The organism is Streptomyces sp. NPDC107538 (genome assembly GCF_055657445.1).
Window position 1 is genome coordinate 45,385 of the sequence record NZ_JBVKAY010000014.1, and the last position, 20,908, is coordinate 66,292.

At 71.7% G+C, this 20,908-nt stretch carries 20 protein-coding genes; 5 read left to right on the top strand and 15 right to left on the bottom strand.

Annotated elements, in window-relative coordinates; translation table 11 throughout:
• Positions 1–107 precede the first annotated feature (107 nt).
• Positions 108–770 carry a hypothetical protein gene (locus ACZ7MG_RS34800; protein WP_471389561.1) on the bottom strand — a complete coding sequence of 221 codons (663 nt, stop codon included), beginning with the start codon at positions 768–770 and terminating at the stop codon, positions 108–110.
• A 119-nt stretch (positions 771–889) separates the two neighbouring features.
• Between ACZ7MG_RS34800 and ACZ7MG_RS34805 the strand changes: the two genes are divergently transcribed.
• On the top strand, positions 890–1,117 hold the full coding sequence (locus tag ACZ7MG_RS34805; RefSeq protein ID WP_471389558.1) for a hypothetical protein: 228 nt from the start codon (positions 890–892) through the stop codon (positions 1,115–1,117).
• A gap of 5 nt (positions 1,118–1,122) precedes the next feature.
• On the opposite strand, the gene ACZ7MG_RS34810 is transcribed toward ACZ7MG_RS34805, so the two are convergent.
• The 3 genes from ACZ7MG_RS34810 to ACZ7MG_RS34820 all read right to left on the bottom strand — a co-directional run bounded on the left by ACZ7MG_RS34810 (position 1,123) and on the right by ACZ7MG_RS34820 (position 5,705).
• Positions 1,123–3,486 (bottom strand): hypothetical protein, encoded by a 2,364-nt coding sequence (locus tag ACZ7MG_RS34810; RefSeq protein ID WP_471389556.1) that lies wholly within the window; start codon positions 3,484–3,486, stop codon positions 1,123–1,125.
• Between the two features lie 31 nt (positions 3,487–3,517).
• Positions 3,518–4,297 (bottom strand): hypothetical protein, encoded by a 780-nt coding sequence (locus ACZ7MG_RS34815; RefSeq protein WP_471389553.1) that lies wholly within the window; start codon positions 4,295–4,297, stop codon positions 3,518–3,520.
• Positions 4,298–4,445: 148 nt separating this feature from the next.
• On the bottom strand, positions 4,446–5,705 hold the full coding sequence (locus tag ACZ7MG_RS34820) for a glycoside hydrolase family 10-like protein (RefSeq protein WP_471389550.1): 1,260 nt from the start codon (positions 5,703–5,705) through the stop codon (positions 4,446–4,448).
• Between the two features lie 193 nt (positions 5,706–5,898).
• On the opposite strand from ACZ7MG_RS34820, the gene ACZ7MG_RS34825 reads away from it, so the two are divergent.
• Both ACZ7MG_RS34825 and ACZ7MG_RS34830 read left to right on the top strand, forming a co-directional pair.
• A complete protein-coding gene (locus tag ACZ7MG_RS34825) occupies positions 5,899–6,774 on the top strand; it encodes a 3-hydroxybutyryl-CoA dehydrogenase (protein ID WP_086759335.1) in 876 nt (291 codons plus the stop codon).
• A 227-nt stretch (positions 6,775–7,001) separates the two neighbouring features.
• Complete coding sequence (locus ACZ7MG_RS34830; protein WP_471389546.1) at positions 7,002–7,259, top strand: hypothetical protein; 258 nt, start codon at positions 7,002–7,004, stop codon at positions 7,257–7,259.
• A gap of 26 nt (positions 7,260–7,285) precedes the next feature.
• On the opposite strand, the gene ACZ7MG_RS34835 is transcribed toward ACZ7MG_RS34830, so the two are convergent.
• The 10 genes from ACZ7MG_RS34835 to infC form a co-directional block, all read right to left on the bottom strand.
• A complete protein-coding gene (locus ACZ7MG_RS34835; RefSeq protein WP_471389543.1) occupies positions 7,286–7,831 on the bottom strand; it encodes an NUDIX domain-containing protein in 546 nt (181 codons plus the stop codon).
• A gap of 98 nt (positions 7,832–7,929) precedes the next feature.
• The gene (locus ACZ7MG_RS34840; protein ID WP_471389540.1) at positions 7,930–9,270 is read right to left on the bottom strand and encodes a transcriptional regulator; all 1,341 of its coding nucleotides are present in this window, start codon (positions 9,268–9,270) and stop codon (positions 7,930–7,932) included.
• A gap of 53 nt (positions 9,271–9,323) precedes the next feature.
• On the bottom strand, positions 9,324–10,277 hold the full coding sequence (locus ACZ7MG_RS34845) for a PP2C family protein-serine/threonine phosphatase (RefSeq protein WP_471389537.1): 954 nt from the start codon (positions 10,275–10,277) through the stop codon (positions 9,324–9,326).
• Positions 10,278–10,526: 249 nt separating this feature from the next.
• The gene (pheT, locus tag ACZ7MG_RS34850; protein ID WP_471389534.1) at positions 10,527–13,040 is read right to left on the bottom strand and encodes a phenylalanine--tRNA ligase subunit beta; all 2,514 of its coding nucleotides are present in this window, start codon (positions 13,038–13,040) and stop codon (positions 10,527–10,529) included.
• Positions 13,040–14,161, bottom strand: coding sequence for a phenylalanine--tRNA ligase subunit alpha (gene pheS / locus ACZ7MG_RS34855; RefSeq protein WP_046916215.1), 1,122 nt, complete (start codon positions 14,159–14,161; stop codon positions 13,040–13,042). The genes pheT and pheS overlap by 1 nt, the downstream gene beginning before the upstream one ends.
• A gap of 141 nt (positions 14,162–14,302) precedes the next feature.
• Positions 14,303–15,439 carry a sensor histidine kinase gene (locus ACZ7MG_RS34860; RefSeq protein ID WP_471389530.1) on the bottom strand — a complete coding sequence of 379 codons (1,137 nt, stop codon included), beginning with the start codon at positions 15,437–15,439 and terminating at the stop codon, positions 14,303–14,305.
• A 53-nt stretch (positions 15,440–15,492) separates the two neighbouring features.
• The gene (locus ACZ7MG_RS34865) at positions 15,493–16,335 is read right to left on the bottom strand and encodes a TrmH family RNA methyltransferase (protein ID WP_471389528.1); all 843 of its coding nucleotides are present in this window, start codon (positions 16,333–16,335) and stop codon (positions 15,493–15,495) included.
• A gap of 306 nt (positions 16,336–16,641) precedes the next feature.
• On the bottom strand, positions 16,642–17,025 hold the full coding sequence (gene rplT, locus ACZ7MG_RS34870; RefSeq protein WP_057580434.1) for a 50S ribosomal protein L20: 384 nt from the start codon (positions 17,023–17,025) through the stop codon (positions 16,642–16,644).
• A 110-nt stretch (positions 17,026–17,135) separates the two neighbouring features.
• On the bottom strand, positions 17,136–17,330 hold the full coding sequence (gene rpmI / locus ACZ7MG_RS34875) for a 50S ribosomal protein L35 (RefSeq protein WP_003977225.1): 195 nt from the start codon (positions 17,328–17,330) through the stop codon (positions 17,136–17,138).
• A 131-nt stretch (positions 17,331–17,461) separates the two neighbouring features.
• Positions 17,462–18,181: a translation initiation factor IF-3 gene (gene infC / locus ACZ7MG_RS34880; RefSeq protein WP_471389526.1), complete on the bottom strand. Its 720-nt coding sequence runs from the start codon at positions 18,179–18,181 to the stop codon at positions 17,462–17,464.
• Between the two features lie 344 nt (positions 18,182–18,525).
• Between infC and ACZ7MG_RS34885 the strand changes: the two genes are divergently transcribed.
• A complete protein-coding gene (locus tag ACZ7MG_RS34885) occupies positions 18,526–18,882 on the top strand; it encodes a DUF1844 domain-containing protein (protein ID WP_471389524.1) in 357 nt (118 codons plus the stop codon).
• A 52-nt stretch (positions 18,883–18,934) separates the two neighbouring features.
• Here the strand turns inward: ACZ7MG_RS34885 and ACZ7MG_RS34890 are convergent, their stop codons facing one another.
• A complete protein-coding gene (locus tag ACZ7MG_RS34890) occupies positions 18,935–19,666 on the bottom strand; it encodes an SseB family protein (protein WP_471389522.1) in 732 nt (243 codons plus the stop codon).
• Between the two features lie 149 nt (positions 19,667–19,815).
• On the opposite strand from ACZ7MG_RS34890, the gene ACZ7MG_RS34895 reads away from it, so the two are divergent.
• On the top strand, positions 19,816–20,880 hold the full coding sequence (locus ACZ7MG_RS34895) for a serine hydrolase (protein WP_471389518.1): 1,065 nt from the start codon (positions 19,816–19,818) through the stop codon (positions 20,878–20,880).
• The last annotated feature ends 28 nt before the right edge of the window (positions 20,881–20,908 follow it).

The window sequence follows — 20,908 nt, forward strand, 5'->3', positions numbered from 1 at the left end:
TTCCCCCCACAGCCCGCCCCACCGCGTGGGCCTCTTCATGGTACTGAGCCGGAGCTGCGGCGAGGCAGGATTCCGTGTCTCGGCCGTCGTGAGCGTCGTCGGAACGGTCACGGACGCGACAGGACGGTTCGGGCCGGGCCCGGTCGGGCGGCGGCGCCCGTACCGGCCGTCTCCAGGTCCGAAACCCGACGTGCGGCACGGCGGAAACGCGCCGCCAGGGCGGGGCGCGCGGCGTCGAGCGCGGTCAGATCGGCCCGGTCCCGTCCGAGTGCGTCGGACAGCGCCCGGGCCCGGCCCTGTTCCAAGCTCAGCACCGCGCCGCGGACATCGTCCAGGGCGGCCTGTTCGTGGGCGGTGTGCGAGGGGATCTCGGCCAGCGTGGTGAGCCAGGTGTCGACGGAGGCGCGTGTGCTCTGGACACGCACCAGCCGCTCCATCGCGTCGGCCGCGTGTCCGAATGCCTCGACGGCCTCGGCGTGTTCCGCGCGTGCGCACGCCCACATCCCCCAGGACCGGGCGGCGACCAGCCGGACCTCAGGTGGGACCGGCTCCGCGAGGAGACAGCTACGGCGGTACGCGGCCACGGCCGACGCCAGGTCTTCGGCGTTCCCCGTACGGTCGTGGCGGGCGCGCAGGCCGTGCGCGAGATTGCACAGCCGGCCCGCGACTTCCGGAGAGCCCGGTCCGGTGTCGGCGACCGCACGGCCCAGCACCTCGATCGCCGCGTCGAGTCCGGCCACGTCGCCGGTAGCCGTGGCGTGGTCGAGCATGCCGACGCCGAGATTGGCCTGGACTGCCCGCCACTGACCGGTGCCCGGCCGGACGAGCCCGAGCGCCTGCCGGTACGGAGCAGCACTCCCCGGTGGTACCTGTGGGAGTCGGCCACGTCGTGTGCGCCGATCCGGTCGGCGGCGTCCGCGAGTTCCCCGATCAGCTGATCGGCGGCGGACGTCGTGAGCACCGGGTGGCGTTCCACGAGCCGCTGGGCCGCCGGCCAGGAGTCCGCCGCCACGAACCGGTCCATGAGCCGTTCGAGTCGGCGTTCCCGCAGACGGACGCGCATGGCCGCGAGCAGCCGCCGGGCCGACGGGCCCCGGCTGCCCCGGCTGCCCCGTAGGACGGTCATGGGCCGCCTCGCCTGGCGGTCGGCGGTGAGGCTCCCTCGGCGGAGGAGAGTTCACGGTGGCGGGCGGCGATCATACGTTCCGCGGCCCTCCCGTACCGGTCGGTGAGGTCTTCTCTTCCGGCGGAGGACAGCCGGGCAAGATCTGCCTCGCCGGCGCGCAGGGCTTCGGTGAGGAGCACTGCCCGACCGCGCTCCATCGCCAGCGCGGCCCGCGCGGGGTCTCCGCGGCGGGCGTGCGCGTATCCGGCACGGGCCGGGAGTTCCCGGGCCTCTCGCAACCAGACCTCCTTGCCCTGTCTGGTCAGCTGGGTACGGAAGAGGGTCTCCAGAGCATCCAGTGCGTGCTCGCACGCCTCGGCGGCCTCCGTCCAGGTCTGCCGGCCGACGGCCCATGCGGACCAGTCGGCCGCGGCGTGCAATGCCGCCGGATGGGCGGTGGCACCAGCGGACGTACTGGCCAGCCGGTATCGCTCCACCGCCTCATGGAGGTCGGCCGGGTCCCCGGTCACGGTGTGCCGTTGTCTGAGCGCGTTGGCCAGATTGCCCTCGTAGCGCGGACGATGCGGATTCTGTGGGCCGGCGCAGTCGAGAGCGCGTCGCAACCGGCGAACGGCGCGGCCGAGATCACGCGGGGCGGCGGTGAGCGCGGCCATGGCCATCAGGGTGATGCCGTGGTTGCTGAGTCGCTGCGCCCGCTCGTCCGAACCACGGGGTGTCAGGCGCAGTGCGTGGCGGTGTGCGGCCGACGCGTGGCTCAGGTCCCGTGGATCGCTGGTCAGTTCGCGGCGCTGACGCAGTCCTGTCGCCAGGTTGTCGAGGTTGAGGGCCCGCTGCCGGCTACGGCGCGGCGCGTACCGGGCCGCGTCCTGGAAGCAGACGATCGACTCCTCCAGGTCCTCGGGCCCGCGGAGGATGTCGTAGCGCGTGGCCAGGGCCGCTCCGAGGTTGCCGCGCCGCCATGCGTGTTCCGCCGTGTCGCCGGAAAGGCGTTCCGAGGCTTCGCGGTAAACGTCGATGGCTTGGTCGAGGTCCTCCAGTCCCCCTGTGCGGGCGTAGCGGTCCAGCAGGGCGTTGCCGAGGTTGTTCAGGCGGCCGGCGTGCTGGGGGCCGTGATGATCCGTCAGGTCCACGGCGTTCCGGAGAAGTGTCACGGCCTCCTCGATGTCGGCGGCGTCACCGTCCCGCAGATGTCGCAGACGCAGTCCGATGCCGAGATTTCCGGAGTACAGAGCGAGGTGCTCTGGGGCCGAGGCCGCTCCGCTGCTCACCGCCTCGCGGCACATGCGGAGGGAGCGGTCCAGGTCGGTACGGTCACCGAAGGCCGTCCATCGGTCGCGCAGGCAGTTGGCGAGGTTGTTCCAGTCCGCCGGACGTCCCCGCAGCTCCGGGCCCGGGCCGATGATCCGCTCGTACAGGGCCGTGGCCCGCTGCAGGTCGCGGGCGGTACCGTGCCGCAGGTAGCGCTCGCGCAGCAGGTCGGCCAGCCCGGACAGCCGGGCGGAGTACGCCGGTGAGTCCACGGGTGTACCCCGCAGCGCGCGCCGGACGGCGGCCAGAGCGCGCCGAAGATCGCGGGGCCGTCCGGTCAGCGCGGTCCGGCGACGCAGGGCATCGGCCAGGTTGGCCAGGAACAGCGCGTGATCCTCGGTCTCCCGTGGTTCGGCCCGCACGGCCGCCCGGTACCCGGTCACCGCCCGGTCCAGATCGGCGATCCCGCCTTCGCGGTCGTATCGCTGAAGCAGGGCATTGGCCAGCGTGTTGGTGTACAGCGGCAGATCCGGAGAGCCACGCGGAGTCAGCCGTACCGCGCGACGGGCCGCGGCCAGTGCCTCTCGTACGGTGCCTGGGGCTCGGCCCTCGGAGCACGCGGTGACCAGGGCGTTGCTCAGGTTGTTCAGCAGCCTCGGCAGGTCCGGATCGTCGTCGCCGGTGAGCTCGGCCGCCCTACGGTGGCACTCGACGGCTCGCGGCAGCGCCTCGGGGTCGGCCAGCGCGATGTGCCGCTCCTCGTGGACGACCCCGAGGTTGCTCAGGTAGAAGGCCTGCTCGCGGGGGTCGCCCTCGACGGCCGCGATCCCGTCGATGAGCCACGAACACGCGGTGTCGAGGTCCTGGGGGTGCTGTCCGGTCGCCTGGCAGCGCTGAAGGAGCACCCCGGCCGCCTCACTGAGCAACTGCGCGCGGTCACGGCCGTCGCCCGCGTCGGCGTCTCCCAGGGTCCGCACCACTGCCCGCCACACCTCGACCGCCCGGTCCCAGTCGGCGAGGTGGTCGGTGGCGCCTGCCAGCTCGACCGCCGCGCGGGCCGCGGCCACTTCTGTCGCGTGGCGCGGCTCCGCGTCCTGGGGTGGATCGCCCATCTCTACTCGCCCTACCGGGTCCGCCTGGCCGTCATGAAGCCGTGGGGCCCAGCACGGGGTCCGTGGAAAGCGTCTGAGGGCCGGGCAGGGCCGCAGTCTCCAGCAGCCGCTCGGCGTAGGACCAGGCAGCCGACTCCACCCAAGGCACCCGCACCAACAGCGCCTGGAAGCCCACCAGGAGTGACTCCATCGTCAAGAGCACGACCAGCAGCGGGGTGCCGGGCCGGCCCAGGAATCCGGGCGCGGCGAACGTCCAGACCAGCGAGGCCAGCAGTCCTGCCACGGCAACGGGCAGGGCGTAGGGGCGCAGCCCGAGGGCATTGCGCCGGAACCCGTATTCGCAGTTCTGCTCAAGGACCAGTTCGCCACCCGGCAGTCCACGGGCCCGGACCCGTAGGGCCAGTCCTGCGGCGTCGTAGATCTGGTCCGCCCTCTGCGGATCCGCGGCCTCCTCCTGTTCGGTGGGCAGCCGTAGCGAAGGACCGGTGAGCTCCTGGATCCGGGCGTGCAGAAAGCCGAGCTGCAGCCGGTTGGTGGGACCGCGCCAGCGCAGCACCTGCACGCTGGGTTTTCCTCCCCACGAGCGGAAGAGCCGCTGCTCGATACGCTTGCCCCTGCTACGTCCGAGCTGGTCGGCGAAGAGGGGCAGTCCGCTCAGCAGGACCAGCGACCACAACCACTGTGTCCTGGGCAGGGCCGGGGCGCCCGCGGCGAGGGGCAGCGCGAGCGGAAGCAGCGCGATGAGGACGGGCCGCAGTCGCGCCCGTCGGCTGTACTTGTCGAACAGGACAAAGAGCGCGCCGTGTCCCATGGATCCCCCCATGAAGTCGGCCGATCATCGGCACCCGCACGGCCCCGTCAGCTGAGATACCCGCTCGGCGCCCCGGCCATGCGAGTGTCGTCCACGGCCTCGTGCACCGCACTGACGTACCGCGACGCCGGCGGAGGCCTGCCCCTCATCATCGGGGCGCCCGCGCAGGCCGCTGGTAGTGGTCGGCGACCACGCGTGCCATCGCGCCGATCGTGTCGAGCCCGACCTCCTTGCCCGAGAAGAACACGTGCCCGCCCACCTCCGGAACGTCCCGGGCCAGGGTGAGGTGCTTCGACAGCTCGGCCGGGTCCTGCCACTCCGCGGGCTGCGCCGGGTCGCCCGCCTTGTACAGGGCCTCCCCGAGGTACAGCCGCGTCCCGCTGTCGCGCGCGGTCGCGGCCCACCAGGGCAGCAGCTTGGCGTAGTCGGCGGCGGCGAAGCCGATGTTCCAGTACAGCTGCGGCACGATGTAGTCGATCCAGTTCTCCCGGACCCATTTCCTGGTGTCCGCGTACAGGTCGTCGTACGTCTGGACGCCGGCCTGGGTGTCCGAGCCCGCCGCGTCGGTCACCTTGTTGCGCCACACCCCGAACGGGCTGATCCCGAACTGGGTGCCCGGCCGGATCACCTTGATCTCCGCGGCCGTCTCCCGCACCAGCCGGTCGATGTTGTCGCGCCGCCAGGCCGCCCGATTGGGGAAGCCCCCGCCGTACGCGTCGTACGCGGCGTCGTCGTCGAAGACCTGGCCCGCCACCGGATACGGGTAGAAGTAGTCGTCGAAGTGCACGGCGTCGACGGCGTACTTCCGTACGGCGTCGAGCATGGCCTTCTCCACGAAGGCGCGGACGGCGGGGATGCCGGGGTTGTAGTAGAGCTTGCCGCCGTAGGGGACGACCCAGTCGGGGTGCAGCCGGGCCGGGTGCGAGGCGACGAGACGGCTCGGGTCGGTGTGGACGGCGATCCGGTACGGGTTGAACCAGGCGTGCAGTTCGAGTCCCCGGGCGTGGGCCTCCTCGACCGCCGTGCCCAGCGGGTCCCACCCGGGGGCCTTGCCCTGGGTGCCGGTGAGGTACTGCGACCAGGGTTCGTACGGGGAGGGCCAGAGCGCGTCGGCGGTGGGGCGGACCTGGAAGATCACCGCGTTGAGCCGGCGTTCCACGGCGGTGTCGAGGTGGGTGAGGAGTTCGGCGCGCTGTTCGGCGGCGGTGAGGCCGGGCGCGGAGGGCCAGTCCCGGTTGAGGACGGTGGCCAGCCACATGCCGCGCAGTTCGCCCTCGGCCGCCCGGCGGCGGGGGCGCGGCTCCCCGCCGGCGATGGCGGTGCCCGCCGCCACCCCGCCGGCCGCCACGAGGGTCGCCGCCGCGGTCGCCCAGAACGCCCGTCGTGACATCCGTGGCTTGCGATGCATCCTGCTACCTCCGGGTCCCGCGTCCCGCGGGTCCGCTCCGTCGCGGACCGTTCCGTCGCGGACCGTTCCCGGATCCAGCCTTCCATGTGACACCCGGAATACTGATCAGTAGACGTCGCGGGTAACGTGCGGGTTTGGCGCAGGCCCACACCCCGGGTATCTGCCAGGCACGTAGACCAGTGAAAGGGACGATGTGACGGACTTCCCAACGGGAGATCTCGCACGGGTCGGAGTCGTGGGCTGCGGCCAGATGGGAGCGGGCATCGCCGAGGTGTGCGCCCGCGCCGGACTGGACGTGAAGGTCGCCGAGACCAGCGGCGAGGCTCTGGAGATCGGCCGTACCCGGCTGTTCAACTCCCTGTCCAAGGCGGCCGAGCGCGGCAAGATCAGCGAGGCGGAGCGGGACGACACCCAGGCCCGGCTGAGCTTCACCACCGACCTCGGCGAGTTCGCCGACCGGGATCTCGTCATCGAGGCGGTCGTGGAGAACGAGCAGGTGAAGACCCAGATCTTCCAGGTGCTCGACCAGGTGGTGACCCGGCCGGACGCGATCCTCGCCTCCAACACCTCCTCCATCCCGCTGGTGAAGCTCGCGGTCGCCACCTCGCGCCCGGACCACGTCATCGGCATCCACTTCTTCAACCCGGCCCCGGTGCAGAAGCTCGTCGAGCTGATCCCGGCGCTGACCACCTCCGAGGGCACGCTCAGCCGGGCGCAGCTGTTCGCCGAGAAGGTGCTCGGCAAGCACGCCGTGCGCGCCCAGGACCGCTCGGGCTTCGTCGTCAACGCGCTGCTGGTGCCGTATCTGCTCTCCGCGATCCGGATGTTCGAGTCGGGCATCGCGGGCCGCGAGGACATCGACAACGGCATGGAGCTGGGCTGCGCCCACCCGATGGGCCCGCTGAAGCTGTCGGACCTGATCGGCCTGGACACCATCGTCTCCATCGCCAACAGCATGTACGAGGAGTACAAGGAGCCGCTGTACGCCGCTCCCCCGCTGCTCCAGCGCATGGTGGACGCGGGCCGGCTCGGCCGGAAGTCGGGATCGGGCTTCTACTCGTACGCCTGACCACGGACGGTCGTCCGACCACGGACCGTCGTCCGACCACGGACGGTCACACACCTCGTCCCGCACGGGCCCGGCACCGGAATCGGTGCCGGGTCCGTCGTATTCACACACCGTGTGCGCGGCGGACACGCATATGCCGTGCGCACACTCTCCCCACCCGCCCACCAGGCGAGTTGACTTCACGTGCGCATGCAAGGGATGGGTTGACTACAGAAAGGAGCGGACTCGTGGCCATCGACCCCGAGCATCCCGTGCACCACGGCGAACTCGCAGAGTTACGCCGCCGCCTGGATGTGGCGCACACACGCGTCGAAGGAGGGCTGACCCTGCTGAGCCACCGCGCCGAACAGAGCGCCAAGGAACTCGACGACCTGCACACGCGGGTCGTCACCCTGGAGCACGCCCGCTGGCCCCTGCCCGCGGTGGCGGCCCTCACGGCCCTGGGCGCCCTGGTGGTGTCCATCTGGCAGGCGCTGGGCCGTTAGGACCCCGGGCGGGACGCGAGGGGACGTCATGGCTTGGCGTCCTGCCCGAGACGCAGATGGTGCAGCAGGAGCAGGGCGGCCGCCATGTTGGCGGCCGGGACCTCGCCGCGGGCGACCATGTCGGGGACGAGCTTGAGAGGGACCCATTCCCTGCGGTCCGACTCGAAGTCGTCCACCGGGTGACCGACATACGCGCCCTCGTCGGCCCAGTAGATGTGGTGCCGGGCGTCGGTGAGCCCGTTGGAAGGCTCGACGCTCATCAGGTGGTGCAGGGGTCCCGGCCGCCATCCGGTCTCCTCCTCCAGTTCACGGGCGGCCGCCTCCACCACGGGTTCGCCGTCCTCGACGACACCCGCCGCGAGTTCCCACCCCCAGCTGTCGGTGATGAAGCGGTGCCGCCACAGCAGCAGCACCTCGTTCGCCTCGTTGACCACGGTGGCCACGGCCACAGGCCGCAGCCGGATCAGGAAGTGGTCGAGGTGCCGCCCGTCAGGCAGGACGACATCTGCGAGATTGACGCTGAACCAGCGGTTCGAGTACACAGTTTGTTCGCTCTGTTTCGCCCACTGCATGGTTCTGCCACCTTCCGCCGAGTAAGTGGCAATATCGCAGGAGGAGCTTTGTGGCAGCAGGCGCACGGCCGGTGCACGGCCGCGCCCCCGGGACGCTGTCAGAGCGGTACGCGCAGTGCTCCGTCGATGAGTTCGGCGGCCTCGGAGGTCCCCGCGCAGCCGCTGCGCACGAGGTGTTCGCGTACCGCCCGGAGTCTGTCACGCAGGCGCATGGACTCCATTCCGCGCGCCCGTTCGGCCATTTCGACGGCGGTGGCCGCCGCCTTGTCCGCGTTGCCCTGCCGCAGTTCGATCTGGCTGAGCATCGCGAGCCGGTGCACCCGCCCCCGGTCGTGCGCCGGGGTGCCGACGGCCGCCGCGGCGTGCTCCGCCGCGGCCGTCAGGTCGCCGAGGCTGAGCAGCGCCTCCGCCACCTGTACGTTCACCAGGCCGGGTTGGACATAGCCGGTCTCATCGGGTTCGTACCCGCGCCGGATGCGCTCGGCGGCCTGTTCGGCCCGCCGGATGCAGGACAGGGCACTCGTGCCGTCGCCCAGGTGCGCGTACGCCTTCGCCTGCATCGCGTAGAGGTCGGAGGAGAGCGCCGGCGTGATGTGTTTGCCCGCGGTGCGCAGCGCCGCCTCGGCGAAGGCGACGGCCTGCCGGTGCTCCCGCATGAACAGCGACTGGTTGACGAGGAGCGCGATGACGTACGCCCCGAGCCCCCGGTCCCCGCTGGCCTTCGCCAGCCGCAGCGCCTGGTGGAAGTAGCGCTGGGCCAGACCGTGGGCGTCGGAGTCGTACGCGCAGATCCCGGCGATCGCCACCAACCCCCCGGTGGCCCGGTGCAGTTGGCGGCCGGTGGCGTCGGTGTAGCTGCCCCGCAGCAGCGGCGCGGCCTCGGAGTTGAGGAAGCCGACGATCCGGGTGCGCGTGGCGACTCCCCCGGCCTTGCGGTACAGCTGCTCGTAGTGCGTACGGGCCGCGCGCAGCATCTCGATGTCGGCCATGCTGACGCGATGCCGTCCGCCCCGGGACACATCGACGTCCTCCGGCGGGTTCTCCCACTCCCAGACGGGCATCACGGCGGGCGTCCCGGTGACGGCGGGGGCGCCGAGGACATGGGGGCGCTGCTGTTCGTCGGAGCGCCACAGGGCGGTGGCCCGCTCCACGAAGCCGGAGAGCCCGGCGCCGTGCGAGGAGATCGGCTCGCCGGGTACGCCGAGCCCGATGTCGTCGAGGGTGACGGTCCGGCGCAGCCGTCCGGCGAGCACCTCGCAGATGAGGTCGGGCACCTGGCCGCGGGGGCGCTGGCCCTTGAGCCACCGGGCCACGGCCGTGTGCTCGTATCTCAGCGCGAGCCCCCGGGCCCGCCCTGCCTGGTTCACGTGTGCGGCCAGACCGGCGTGGGAGATACCGGCCTCGTCGAGGATCGCGTCGAGCAGGGTGTTGGGCTGCATGGGCCCTCCGGTGGCTCGGTGGGGCGCGCCCCTGCCGGGAGGGACCGGGGCGACTAGGGGGTAGGGGCGACCGGTGGGATGTCGACTGCGGGAACATTGTGGCTTGTCGCGCAGTTCCCCGCGCCCCTGAAAAAGGACAGCGCGCGTTCGTTGTGGAGTACCAGTATGGCGATGTCGTCCTTGGGCCGTCCTCCTGCGTGGCGGAAGAGTTGGGTGAACACCGCGCGGAGCACGAACTGGGGGGAGATGGGGCGGCCTCGGACGGCTTCCGCCAGCGCGCCCGCCAAGGGGAAGAAGCGGCCGTGTCCGTCCCTCGCGTCCTCGACGCCGTCCGTGTGGAGGAACAGGGCCTCGCCGGGGAGGAGGTGGCCGCACGGCGTCAGCGGGAGTTCGGGGGGCAGGGGGAACAGGCCCAGTGGGGGCAGCGGGTCGGTGGGGGCCACGCGTCGCGCCCAGCCGGCGCTGAGCAGATAGGGCCAGGGATGGCCGCAGTTGAGGGCGTGGAGGGCTCCGTCGGGGGCGATCTCCAGGAGGAGGACGGTGACGAAGTCCTCGATGACCGTGGTGTCCTCGGCGTGGGCGCGGTGGTGCCGGGCGAGGGCGCGGTCGAGGCGGGTGAGGACCCCGGCGAGTTCGGCCTCGTCGTGGACGGCCTCGCGGAAGCAGCCCAGCACGGCGGCGACGGTGCCGACGGCGGCGAGGCCGTGCCCTCGTACGTCGCCCATCACCACCCGTACGCCGTGCTCGGTGGCGATCACCTCGTACAGGTCGCCGCCGGCGCGTGCGCCCCGGTCGGCGGAGAGTTGCGCGGCGGCGGTGGCCAGCCCGTCGATCCGCGCGGGCAGCGGCCTGAGCGGAACGCTCCGCGCGGCGCCGGCGGTCTCGCGGGCCTGCCGCACTTCCCGCAGCATGACCCGCCTGACGTGCAGCATCAGCCCGGTGCCGGCCGCGAGGAACACGGCCCCGCCCAGCACCCGCCGACGAGCCCCGGCCCTGCTTCGAATCATCCCGTTGGCCCCCCATCAGGCCCGGACAGCGCAGAAGGCCCCAAGAGGCCGGTCCGATTCTGTCCACGGGATGCCGCGATGGAGGCGATCACCCAGAATTGTCACCCGAATGAGTGAGGTGACTGCGAGGGCGCCCCTGGGGGGCATAGGGGCTTGCCCCATGCCCCCCCAGGGGCGCGGGGAACTGCGCGACCAGCCACGACGAACCCGCAGCCGCCGACACAGCGCAGCCCCCACCCCCTAGGCGCCCTAACTCCGCAGAACCGCCCCGGTCCGCTCACCCGCGAGCGCAACCGCCGCATCCCGCGCGGCCGAGGCCTCGTCCACGGTCAGGGTCCTGTCCCCGGCCCGGAAGCGGAGCGCGTACGCCAGCGACTTCCGCCCGTCCCCGAGCTGTTCCGCGTTCTCGTAGACGTCGAACAGCCGGATGCCCTCCAGCAGTTCACCCGCCCCCTCGCGCAGCGCGGCCTCCACGTCGGCGTGCGGCACGAACGCGTCGACGACCAGCGCGACGTCCTGCGTGGCGACGGGGAACGTGGAGATGCCGGGTGCCTGCGGGGTGCCGTCCCCGACCCGCTCCAGGGCGTCCAGGTCCAGCTCCATCGCGGCGGTCCGGGCCGGCAGCCCGAGCGCCTTGAGGACCCGCGGGTGCAGTTCACCGGCGTGGCCGACGACCCGCTCGACGCCGTCCACGAGGACCACGAACTTGGCGCACCGGCCCGGGTGCCAGGGGCCGTACTGCCCCTTGCGGACGAGGAGTTCGGCACCGGCCTCGCGGGCGACCGCGCGGCCGGCCTCGATGGTGTCGGCCCAGTCGGCGGCGCGGCCCTTGCCCCACCAGCCGGCCTGCTCACGGGCTCCGGCGACGACGACGGCGACGTGGCGCGGCTGCTCGGGCAGCGCGGCGTTCAGCGACGCGATCTCCTCGTCGGTGGGCCGGCGGTCGACCGGGAGGGACACGGCGACGGCCTGCTCCTCGCGCGGGAGGAAGACCAGCCCGGTCTCGAACAGGGCCAGGTCGTGCGTGCCCCGGCCGTCGTTGCGCCGCAGCGCGCCCAGCAGACCCGGCAGCAGCGACGTACGGAGCGCGGGCTCCTCGTCGTTGAGCGGGTTGGTGAGCCTGACGACGCGGCGGGCCGGGTCGTCGGCGTCCAGGCCGAGCTGGTCGAAGACCTGCTCGCCGATGAACGGGTAGTTGGGCGCCTCGACGTAGCCGGCTCCGGCCAGTGCCCGGCCGACGCGGCGGTGCAGCCGCTGCCGGTGGGTCAGACCGCGGCCCGACGGGGGCTTGGGGAGCGTGGAGGGCAGGTTCTCGTAGCCCTCCAGGCGGATGACCTCCTCGGCGAGGTCGTTGACCTCGGTGAGGTCGGGCCGCCAGGACGGCACGGTGACGAGCAGCTCGTCCTGGCCGTAGACGTCGCAGCCCACCTCCTGGAGGCGGCGTACGACGGTCTCGCGGCCGTAGACGACGCCCGCGACCCTGTCCGGGTGGTCCGCCGGCATGGTGATGGTGTGCGGCGCGGACGGGGTGGTCACCTCGGTGACGCCCGCGTCGGCCGTGCCGCCGGCGAGGAGCACCAGCAGGTCGACGGTGCGCTGGGCGGCAGCGGCGGCGGCCTGCGGGTCGACGCCGCGCTCGAAGCGGCGGGACGCCTCCGAGGACAGCTTGTGCCGGCGGGCGGTGCGCGCGATGGCGACCTGGTCGAAGTGGGCGGCTTCGATGACGACGTCGCTGGAGGCGTTCTCCAGGTCGTCGTGGTCGGCGATCTCGGTGTTGGCGCCGCCCATGACACCGGCGAGGCCGATGGGGCCGCGCTCGTCGGTGATCACCAGGTCCTCGGCGTGCAGCTTCCGCGTGGCGCCGTCGAGGGTGACGATCTTCTCGCCCTCCTCGGCCCGGCGGACGCCGATCGTGCCCTGGACGAGGGAGCGGTCGTAGGCGTGCAGCGGCTGGCCCAGCTCCATCATCACGTAGTTGGTGATGTCGACGGCGAGCGAGATCGGGCGCATGCCGACCTTCTGCAGCCGGCGCTTCAGCCAGATCGGGGACCGCGCCTCGGGGTCGAGCCCGGTGACGGTGCGGGCGGTGAAGCGGTCGCAGCCGAGCGGGTCGGAGACCTGGACGGGGTGCCCGAACGCGTTGGGGCCAGGCACGTCGAGGAGGGCGGGGTCGCGCAGCGGCAGGCCGTAGGCGATGGCGGTCTCGCGGGCGACGCCGCGGATCGACAGGCAGTCGCCGCGGTTGGCGGTGACGGCGATGTCGAGGACCTCGTCGACCAGTTCCAGCAGCTCGATGGCGTCCTTGCCGACCTCGGTCTCGGGCGGCAGCACGATGATGCCCTTGGTGCCGTCGTCGCCCATGCCCAGCTCGTCGCTGGAGCAGATCATGCCGTGCGAGGTGCGGCCGTAGGTCTTGCGGGCGGAGATGGCGAAGCCGCCGGGCAGTTCGGCGCCGGGGAGGACGACCACGACCTTGTCGCCGACGGCGAAGTTACGGGCGCCGCAGACGATCTCCTGCGGCTCGCCCGTGCCGTTGGCGGTGCCGACGTCGACGGTGCAGAAGCGGATGGGCTTCTTGAACTCCGTCAGCTCCTCGATGGTCAGCACCTGACCGACGACGAGGGGGCCCTTGAGGCCGTCGCCGAGCTGCTCGACCGTCTCGACCTCCAGGCCGGCGGAGATCAGCTTGGCCTGGACGTCACGGCCGGTCCGGGTGGCAGGCAGGTCGACGTACTCCCGCAGCCAGGAAAGCGGGACGCGCATCAGATCTCCATCCCGAACGGCCGGGTGAACCGGACGTCACCCTCGACCATGTCTCGCATGTCTTCGACGTTGTGGCGGAACATCAGCATCCGTTCGATGCCGAACCCGAAGGCGAATCCGCTGTACTTCTCGGGGTCGACACCGCAGGCGGTGAGGACCTTGGGGTTGACCATGCCGCAGCCGCCCAGCTCGATCCAGCCCTCGCTGGAGCAGGTGCGGCAGGGGCGGTCGGGGTTGCCGACGGACTCGCCGCGGCAGACGTAGCAGACCATGTCCATCTCGGCGGACGGCTCGGTGAACGGGAAGAAGTTCGGCCGCAGCCGGGTCTTCATGCCCTCGCCGAACAGGGCCTGGACCATGTGATCCATGGTGCCCTTGAGGTCGGCCATGGTGAGGCCCTCGTCGACGGCCAGCAGCTCGACCTGGCGGAAGACCGGGGTGTGCGTGGCGTCCAGCTCGTCGGTGCGGTAGACGACGCCGGGACAGATCACGTACACCGGCAGCTCGCGGCTCAGCAGGGAGCGGATCTGCACGGGCGAGGTGTGGGTGCGCAGCACGACGCCGGACTCGGTGCCGCCCTCAGGGCCCTGCACGAAGAAGGTGTCGGCCTCGCCGCGGGCCGGGTGGTCCGGGCCGATGTTGAGGGCGTCGAAGTTGAACCACTCGGCCTCGACCTGGGGGCCCTCGGCGACCTCGTAGCCCATGGCCACGAAGACGTCCTCGATGCGCTCCGACAGGGTGGTGAGCGGGTGCCGGGCGCCGGCCGGGACGCGGTCGTACGGCAGGGTGACGTCCACCGCCTCCTCGACCAGCACCCGGGCGTCACGCTCGGCCTCCAGCTCGCTCTGACGGGCGGCGAGGCCCTTGTTCACCGCGCCCCGGGCCTGGCCGACGAGCTTGCCGGCGGCGGCCTTGGCCTGCGGCGGCAGGGCGCCGATCTCGCGGTTGGCGAGCGCCAGCGGGGAGGTGCCGCCGGTGTGGGCGACCTTGGCCTCCTGGAGCGCGTCGAGGGAGTCCGCGGCGGCGAAGGCGGCGAGCGCCTCGTCCCGCATGCGCTCGATCTCTTCCGGTTTCAGGGCCTCGACCTCTACAGGGTCGTACGACTTGTTCGGTGCCGACATCTCTTCCCGTGCTTCCGATTGGCTGGCTGAAGGTCCCCGTGACCGGCGCTCAGAGCCGTGTGTCAGCGCCGTATGCAGGACACAAAGGTGCCAAAGGCCGAGTCTAACGGGGTGGAGGTGTTGCGAACGCGCCCGTGGTGCTCAGGCCAGGTAGGCCGGGGCCGCCACGGGCAACGTAAATCGGAACTCGGCGCCGCCGACGGGGGCGCGTCCGACCGTGATGGTGCCGCCGTGGGCCTCGACGATGCCCTTGACGATGTAGAGCCCGAGGCCGGTGCCGCCGCGCTTGCTGCCCCGCCAGAAGCGGGTGAAGACGCGGTTCATGGACTCCTCCGGGATGCCGGCGCCCTCGTCGCTCACCGTGACCGACGTACCGGCGTCCTCGCCCTCCCGGGGGGACGCCGTGGGCGTGACGTCAATCGTGACGGTTCCCTCGCCGTGCCGCACCGCATTTTCGAGGAGGTTGCTCAGCACCTGGTCGATCTTGTCCGGGTCGGCCCACAGGGCGGGCAGCGGCTGTTCGACCCGCAGCAGGAACCGGTCGGCGGGCTGCCCGGCGGCGACGTACGCCTGGATGTGCCGGCCGACGGCCGCGCCGATGTCGACGGGCTGCCTGCGCACTTCGAGGCGCCCGGAGTCGATCCGTGAGATGTCGAGCAGCTCGGCGATGAGCCGGGTGACGCGGTTGGCGTCGGCGTCCACGGTCTCCAGCATCAGCTTCTTCTGGTCGTCCGTGAACCGCTCCCACTTGGCGAGCAGGGTGGCGGTGAACCCCTTGACCGAGGTCAGCGGCGACCGCAGCTCATGAGCGACGGTGGCGATCAGCTCGGCGTGACTGCGCTCGGTGCGCCGCCGGGCCTCGGTGTCCCGCAGGGAGACGACGACCCGGCGGACGGGCCCCTGCGGCGCCGTCCGGATGTACCGGGCGGATACGAGGATCTCGCGCGCCCCGGGCAGCAGCAGGTTCCGCTCGGGCTGCCCGACCCGGATGGCGAGCCCCCCGTACGGGTCCGTCAGCTGCCACCAGCGGCGGCCTTCGAGGTCTTCTAACGGCAGGGCCCATTCGAGGGGGCGGCCGAGGGCGTCGGCGGCGGGGGTGGCGGTGATCCGGGAGGCGGCGGCGTTGAAGCAGATCACCCGGCCGTTCTCGTCGGCCACGACCAGTCCGTCGGGGAGGTCGTCGGGGTCGATGCCCAGCTCGGCGAGATCGTCGTGCCGGGCCGCGGACGGGGCGAGCACGTCCCGTGCCCCCAGTGTGCTGCTCCTGCCGACCCTCATCCCCGTACCCCACCTCTCGCGTTGTGCAGTGGGCCCCCGAGCCCGTCACCCTACTAGCTGGGCGTGACGGTGCGGCACCCTCCGAAGGCGCGCTGTGCACGGGCGGACGCATAGAGACATACGGCGGCGGCGGTCGCCAGGTTCAGGCTCTCCGCCTTTCCGTGGATCGGGACCCGGACGACGGCGTCGGCCAGTGCCCTCGTCTCCTCGGGCAGCCCCCATGCCTCGTTCCCGAACACCCAGGCCGTGGGCCCGCCCATGGTCCCCTTGTCCAGCTCGTCGTCGAGGTCGTCCCGCCCCGCCCCGTCGGCGGCGAGCACGCGTACGCCGGTGGCCCTGAGCCCCGCGACGGCGTCCTCGACGGGTACGCCGACGGCCACGGGCAGATGGAACAGCGAGCCGACGGAGGCGCGCACGGCCTTGGGGTTGTAGAGGTCCACGGAGGCGTCGGTGAGTACGACCGCCTCGGCGCCGGCGGCGTCCGCGCAGCGCAGTACGGTGCCGGCGTTGCCGGGGTCACGGACGTGGGCGAGGACGGCGACGAGCTTCGGGCGCGCGGCGAGGATCTCGTCGAACGGGGTGTCGAGGAACCGGCAGATCCCGACGAGGCCCTGCGGGGTGACGGTGGTGGAGATGTCTTCGATGACCGCCTCGTCGGCGAGGTGGACGCGGGCGCCGGCGGTGTGGGCCGCGTCGACGATGTCCGCGTAGCGCTCCGCGGCGTCGACCGTGGTGAACAGCTCGACCAAGGTGTCCGCGCGCCCGGTGGCCTCCCGGACGGCCTGCGGGCCCTCCGCGAGGAACAGCCGGTCCTTCCCCCTGAAGTTCCGCTTCGCCAGCCGGCGGGCCGCGGCGACGCGGGCGGACCGGGGGGAGATCAACTCGGGGGTGGGCATGGGTCACCTTTTTGATCTTGGGTCGGAGAGCTCGGGGGGTTCGGTGCGTGGGCGACCGCGGGCCGGTGGGGCTTCTCGCGCAGTTCCCCGCGCCCCTGAAAAGCAGGGGCTGCGCCCCGTGCTTTTCAGGCCCGCAGGGGCCTGTGGCTTTTCAGGCCCTCAGGGGCCTGTGTCTTTTAGGGGCGCGGGGAACTGCGCGAGAAGCCCCACGCACCCGCACTCGACAACGCACCCAAAAAAACCCGGGCCCACAGGCGGCTTGCACCTGCGGGCCCGGGTCATACGCGGCTCAGGCCAGCGCCAGCGTCACGCCGCCTTGGGCGCGTTGACGTCCGCCGGCAGCGCCTTCTGCGCGACCTCGACGAGCGCGGCGAACGCCGTCGCGTCGTTGACGGCCAGCTCCGCGAGGATCTTGCGGTCGACCTCGATGTTCGCGGCCTTCAGACCCTGGATGAGGCGGTTGTACGTCATGCCGTTCTGGCGGGCAGCGGCGTTGATGCGCTGGATCCACAGCTGACGGAAGTCGCCCTTGCGCTTCTTGCGGTCGTTGTAGTTGTAGACCAGCGAGTGGGTGACCTGCTCCTTGGCCTTGCGGTACAGGCGCGAACGCTGACCGCGGTAGCCGGAGGCCGCCTCGAGGATCGCCCGGCGCTTCTTGTGGGCGTTGACTGCCCGCTTGACGCGTGCCACTTTTTAACTCCTTGTAGCGGGGCCGTGGTTGTCGTCACACGACCCGATGTCGATGGGGTCCCGGTCCTGACGTACGGCGCGCACCGATCGGTTGATCAGGCGCCGAGACGTCACTTGCCGAGAAGCTTCTTGATCTTCGCGGCGTCGCCCGGGGCCATCTCGGCGTTGCCGGTGAGGCGACGCGTCACGCGGGACGACTTGTGCTCGAGCAGGTGGCGCTTGCCGGCGCGCTCACGGAGCACCTTGCCGGAGCCGGTGATCTTGAAGCGCTTGCTGGCACCGCTGTGCGACTTGTTCTTCGGCATAGCGCCGTTCTCTCCTCGTCAGTGGCGCTCCGGTGCCCGGTCGTGAAACCGGGCACGACGGAACGTCATTTCTATCGGTTGACACCCTGGACTCACGTCCAGGACTTCCCCCGGACTCGCGTCCCGGGGACTTACGCCTCGGCAGGCTCCTCGGCCGGCGCCTCGGCTTCGACGTGCTCCACGTCGTCGTGCTCGGCGTCGGCGGCGTTCTGCGACTTGCCGGGGTTGGCCTTCGCTTCCGCCTTCCGGGCTTCCTGCGCCTGACGGGCCTCGGCCATCGCCTCGGTCTTCTTCTTGTGCGGACCGAGAACCATGATCATGTTTCGGCCGTCCTGCTTCGGGTTCGACTCGACGAACCCGAGGTCCTCGACGTCCGAGGCGAGACGCTGCAGCAGTCGGTAGCCCAGCTCGGGCCGGGACTGCTCGCGACCACGGAACATGATCGTGATCTTGACCTTGTCGCCCTGCTTGAGGAACCGGACGACGTGACCCTTTTTGGTGTCATAGTCGTGCGGGTCGATCTTCGGCCGGAGCTTCATCTCCTTGATGACCGTGTGCGCCTGGTTCTTGCGCGCCTCACGGGCCTTCATGGCCGACTCGTACTTGAACTTCCCGTAGTCCATGAGCTTGCAGACCGGCGGACGTGCGTTCGCGGCCACCTCGACCAGGTCGAGGTCGTACTCCTGCGCAAGCTCCAGGGCCTTGGCAAGCGGAACAATCCCGACCTGCTCGCCGCTGGGACCGACAAGTCGCACCTCGGGAACGCGAATCCGGTCGTTGATGCGGGGCTCGGCGCTGATGGATCCTCCTCGGTAGCACCAACACGACGGTCTGGCGGACCGCCGCGTCATGTCTGGTTGACATCAGGACCAACCATCGCGGCGCATGAAAAATGCCCCGGACGGGACACAGGCGGGGCTCCATATGCTGCCGGAGCACCGCCGCGGGTGTGCCGCGGGGCGCAGTATCGGACGACTCCACCGTCCGTACGGAACGGTGGGGGCCGCCTGACCGGTGACCTGCCATCCCGGGGGACGATCAGGTGGGAGTGCGGAGCCTCCACTTGCGGGCCGGGCACACAGGTGTCCAGCCGGTCGTGGAAACAACCATACCGGGTTCAAACCTGACGTGCCAATCGGGCTGCCGCGGCCTCCCGCAGGCCGGGGCGTACGCGCCGGGGCCTATCGTGTGGGGCATGAGTGACACCCCTCCTGAGAGCCCCGACTTCGACTCGATGACCCGCGACATCGCCGAGGTCCCCGCGGTCGAGGTGATCGTGACGGTCGCCGTCAATCTGATGAGCGCCGCCGCGGTGAAGCTCGGTCTGACCGAGGAGGGCGACAAGTACAAGGACCTGGACGAGGCCCGCAAGCTGGTCACCGCCCTCGCCGGTCTGCTGGACGCGTCCGCGACCGAGATCAGCTCCTTCCACGCGGCCCCGCTGCGCGACGGTCTGAAGTCGCTGCAGCTGGCGTTCCGCGAGGCGTCGGTCGTCCCGGACGAGCCGGGCCAGGGCCCGGGCGAGAAGTACACGGGCCCGATCTACGGCTAGGCCGTAGATCCTTCTTCCACTGGTTCCACTGGTTGCACTGGTTGCACTGGATTCACTGGCGTACGTACAAGGGCTCGCCCAGTGGCGTCGTCCCGGCCGGCAGCAGTGCCAGGTCGAGGCCGCGCACCAGGCGGGCCCGCAGTGTCTCGTCGGCGGCGAGGCGGCCGGCGACGGACCGCGCGGCCTCGGCCGGGGTCGCGGCCGGGTCCAGGACCAGGGCGAGGGTGCCGTCGGCCTGTCCGGGGCCGAGATGGGCGCGGAGCACGGTCGGCTCGGCGGCGACGGCGGCGCGTACGGCGTCGAGGACGGCCGGGTCGGCGAGCGGGTCGGTGGTGGTGCGTCCCTCGGCGACCGCGAGCAGGGCGCGGCCGGTCAGCTCGTAGGGGACGGGGCCGGCGAGGTCGAGGACGATCGTGTCCGCCTTCTCGTGCGCGGCGGCCTGGAGTGCCTGGTGCAGGGGTACGGCGACGGGGCGGGCCGCCGGGTCCCAGAGCGCCAGCGAGTCGGTGGAGGTGAAGGCGGGCAGGGCGGTGCGTCCGCCAGCTTTCAGGGTGGGGACGGCCATGTCGCTGGTCTTCTCGCGGCGCAGTCCGTTCTCGTCCACCTCGACCTCGCCGAGCACGGCCACGACGGGCACGAGCAGCCGGGCGCCCTTGAGGGCTTCGAGGACGGGGCCCACGGCGGTCCGGTCGGCGGCCCAGGCGGTGAGCGCGGCGCTCAGCCGGGGGTCGGCGGAGCCGTCGTCGTCGGAGAAGCCGGGGTCGGGGATGTTCTTGTTCGCCACGGTCGTCGACCCTATCGGGGGAAGTGTTCCGGGGGTTCGGCAGGCCGGAAACGTGGCGGTCACATCACTCACGGTTTTCTCAGCTTTCCCTGACAAGCATCTAACACTCGCCTAACCACACGCACAGCGCGGCGCAGAACCATCGCCGTATGCCCTCCCCCAGAGCCCGCAGAGCCCGTCGCCGCGCCCGTACGCCGGGGCGCCGTCCGCTCGTCCGCCTCGCGCTAGCCGCCGTCGTCCTGGTGGGCGGCACGGCCGCCGGGACGGTGTTCATGCGGGCCCAGGCGCAGGACGGCGGGGGTTCCGCCGTATCGTCGTCGGCGTCATCGGCGCCCTCGTCGGTGGTCACGGAGGAGGCTTCGGTGGAACCTGTGGCGGTGCCCGAGGTGGACCACGACGAGTTGCTGGCGGAGGCACTGGCGGAGGTGACGGTCGAGGACGGGGCGGCGGTGTCCGTGGCCGTGCTCGACTTGGCGTCCGGGGGCTCGGCGGTGTCCGGGGACGCCCGCTTCGACACCGCGAGCATCGTGAAGACGGACATCCTGGCGACGCTGCTGCTCCAGGCCCAGGACGCGGACCGGCGGCTCACCGCGCAGGAGAGGACGTACGCCTCCGCGATGATCCGGGACAGCGACAACGTCTCCGCGACGGCCCTGTGGAAGGCCATCGGGCAGGCGGACGGTCTCGACGCGGCGAACGAGCGGTTCGGGCTGACGGACACCGAGGGCGGCGACGGGCTCTACTGGGGGCTCACCCAGACCACGGCCGCCGATCAACTCGCCCTGCTCCAGCAGGTGTTCGGGGACGACGACACCTCCGAGCTGAGCGCGGCCTCACGGGCGTACGTGCAGGAGCTGATGGGGTCGATCGCGGAGGGGCAGGACTGGGGTGTCTCGGCGGCGGCGACGGGTGGGGCCGCGGGGTCCGGGTTCGCGCTGAAGAACGGGTGGCTGCCGCGTACCGCGACCGGGCTGTGGGACATCAACAGCGTCGGCCGGGTCACGGTGGACGGGCGGGAGTTCCTGGTCGCGGTGGTGTCCGACGGCAACACGACGAAGGCGAAGGGGATCACGCTGGTCGAGGCGGCGGCGAGGGCGGCGGTCTCGGTGTTCACGGACACGGCGGGCGGCACCGCGGATACGGCGGGCGGCACCGCGGGTACGGCGGGCACGGGGGATGTGACGGCGGCCGCCGGCGCCGCCGCGAAGTCCTAGCCGAGGTCCTAGCCGAGGTCCTGGACGA

Coding starts and splice junctions, on each gene's coding strand:
- pheT (WP_471389534.1), bottom strand. CDS start 13,040: ATGCGCGTCCCGCTTTCCTGGCTGCGGGAGTACGTCGACCTGCCTGCC.
- ACZ7MG_RS34820 (WP_471389550.1), bottom strand. CDS start 5,705: ATGCATCGCAAGCCACGGATGTCACGACGGGCGTTCTGGGCGACCGCG.
- ACZ7MG_RS34840 (WP_471389540.1), bottom strand. CDS start 9,270: ATGCAGCCCAACACCCTGCTCGACGCGATCCTCGACGAGGCCGGTATC.
- ACZ7MG_RS34810 (WP_471389556.1), bottom strand. CDS start 3,486: ATGGGCGATCCACCCCAGGACGCGGAGCCGCGCCACGCGACAGAAGTG.
- infC (WP_471389526.1), bottom strand. CDS start 18,181: ATGACGCGGCGGTCCGCCAGACCGTCGTGTTGGTGCTACCGAGGAGGA.
- ACZ7MG_RS34895 (WP_471389518.1), top strand. CDS start 19,816: ATGCCCTCCCCCAGAGCCCGCAGAGCCCGTCGCCGCGCCCGTACGCCG.
- ACZ7MG_RS34885 (WP_471389524.1), top strand. CDS start 18,526: ATGAGTGACACCCCTCCTGAGAGCCCCGACTTCGACTCGATGACCCGC.
- ACZ7MG_RS34845 (WP_471389537.1), bottom strand. CDS start 10,277: ATGATTCGAAGCAGGGCCGGGGCTCGTCGGCGGGTGCTGGGCGGGGCC.
- pheS (WP_046916215.1), bottom strand. CDS start 14,161: ATGTCGGCACCGAACAAGTCGTACGACCCTGTAGAGGTCGAGGCCCTG.
- ACZ7MG_RS34865 (WP_471389528.1), bottom strand. CDS start 16,335: ATGCCCACCCCCGAGTTGATCTCCCCCCGGTCCGCCCGCGTCGCCGCG.
- ACZ7MG_RS34800 (WP_471389561.1), bottom strand. CDS start 770: ATGCTCGACCACGCCACGGCTACCGGCGACGTGGCCGGACTCGACGCG.
- ACZ7MG_RS34815 (WP_471389553.1), bottom strand. CDS start 4,297: ATGGGACACGGCGCGCTCTTTGTCCTGTTCGACAAGTACAGCCGACGG.
- ACZ7MG_RS34860 (WP_471389530.1), bottom strand. CDS start 15,439: ATGAGGGTCGGCAGGAGCAGCACACTGGGGGCACGGGACGTGCTCGCC.
- ACZ7MG_RS34835 (WP_471389543.1), bottom strand. CDS start 7,831: ATGCAGTGGGCGAAACAGAGCGAACAAACTGTGTACTCGAACCGCTGG.
- rpmI (WP_003977225.1), bottom strand. CDS start 17,330: ATGCCGAAGAACAAGTCGCACAGCGGTGCCAGCAAGCGCTTCAAGATC.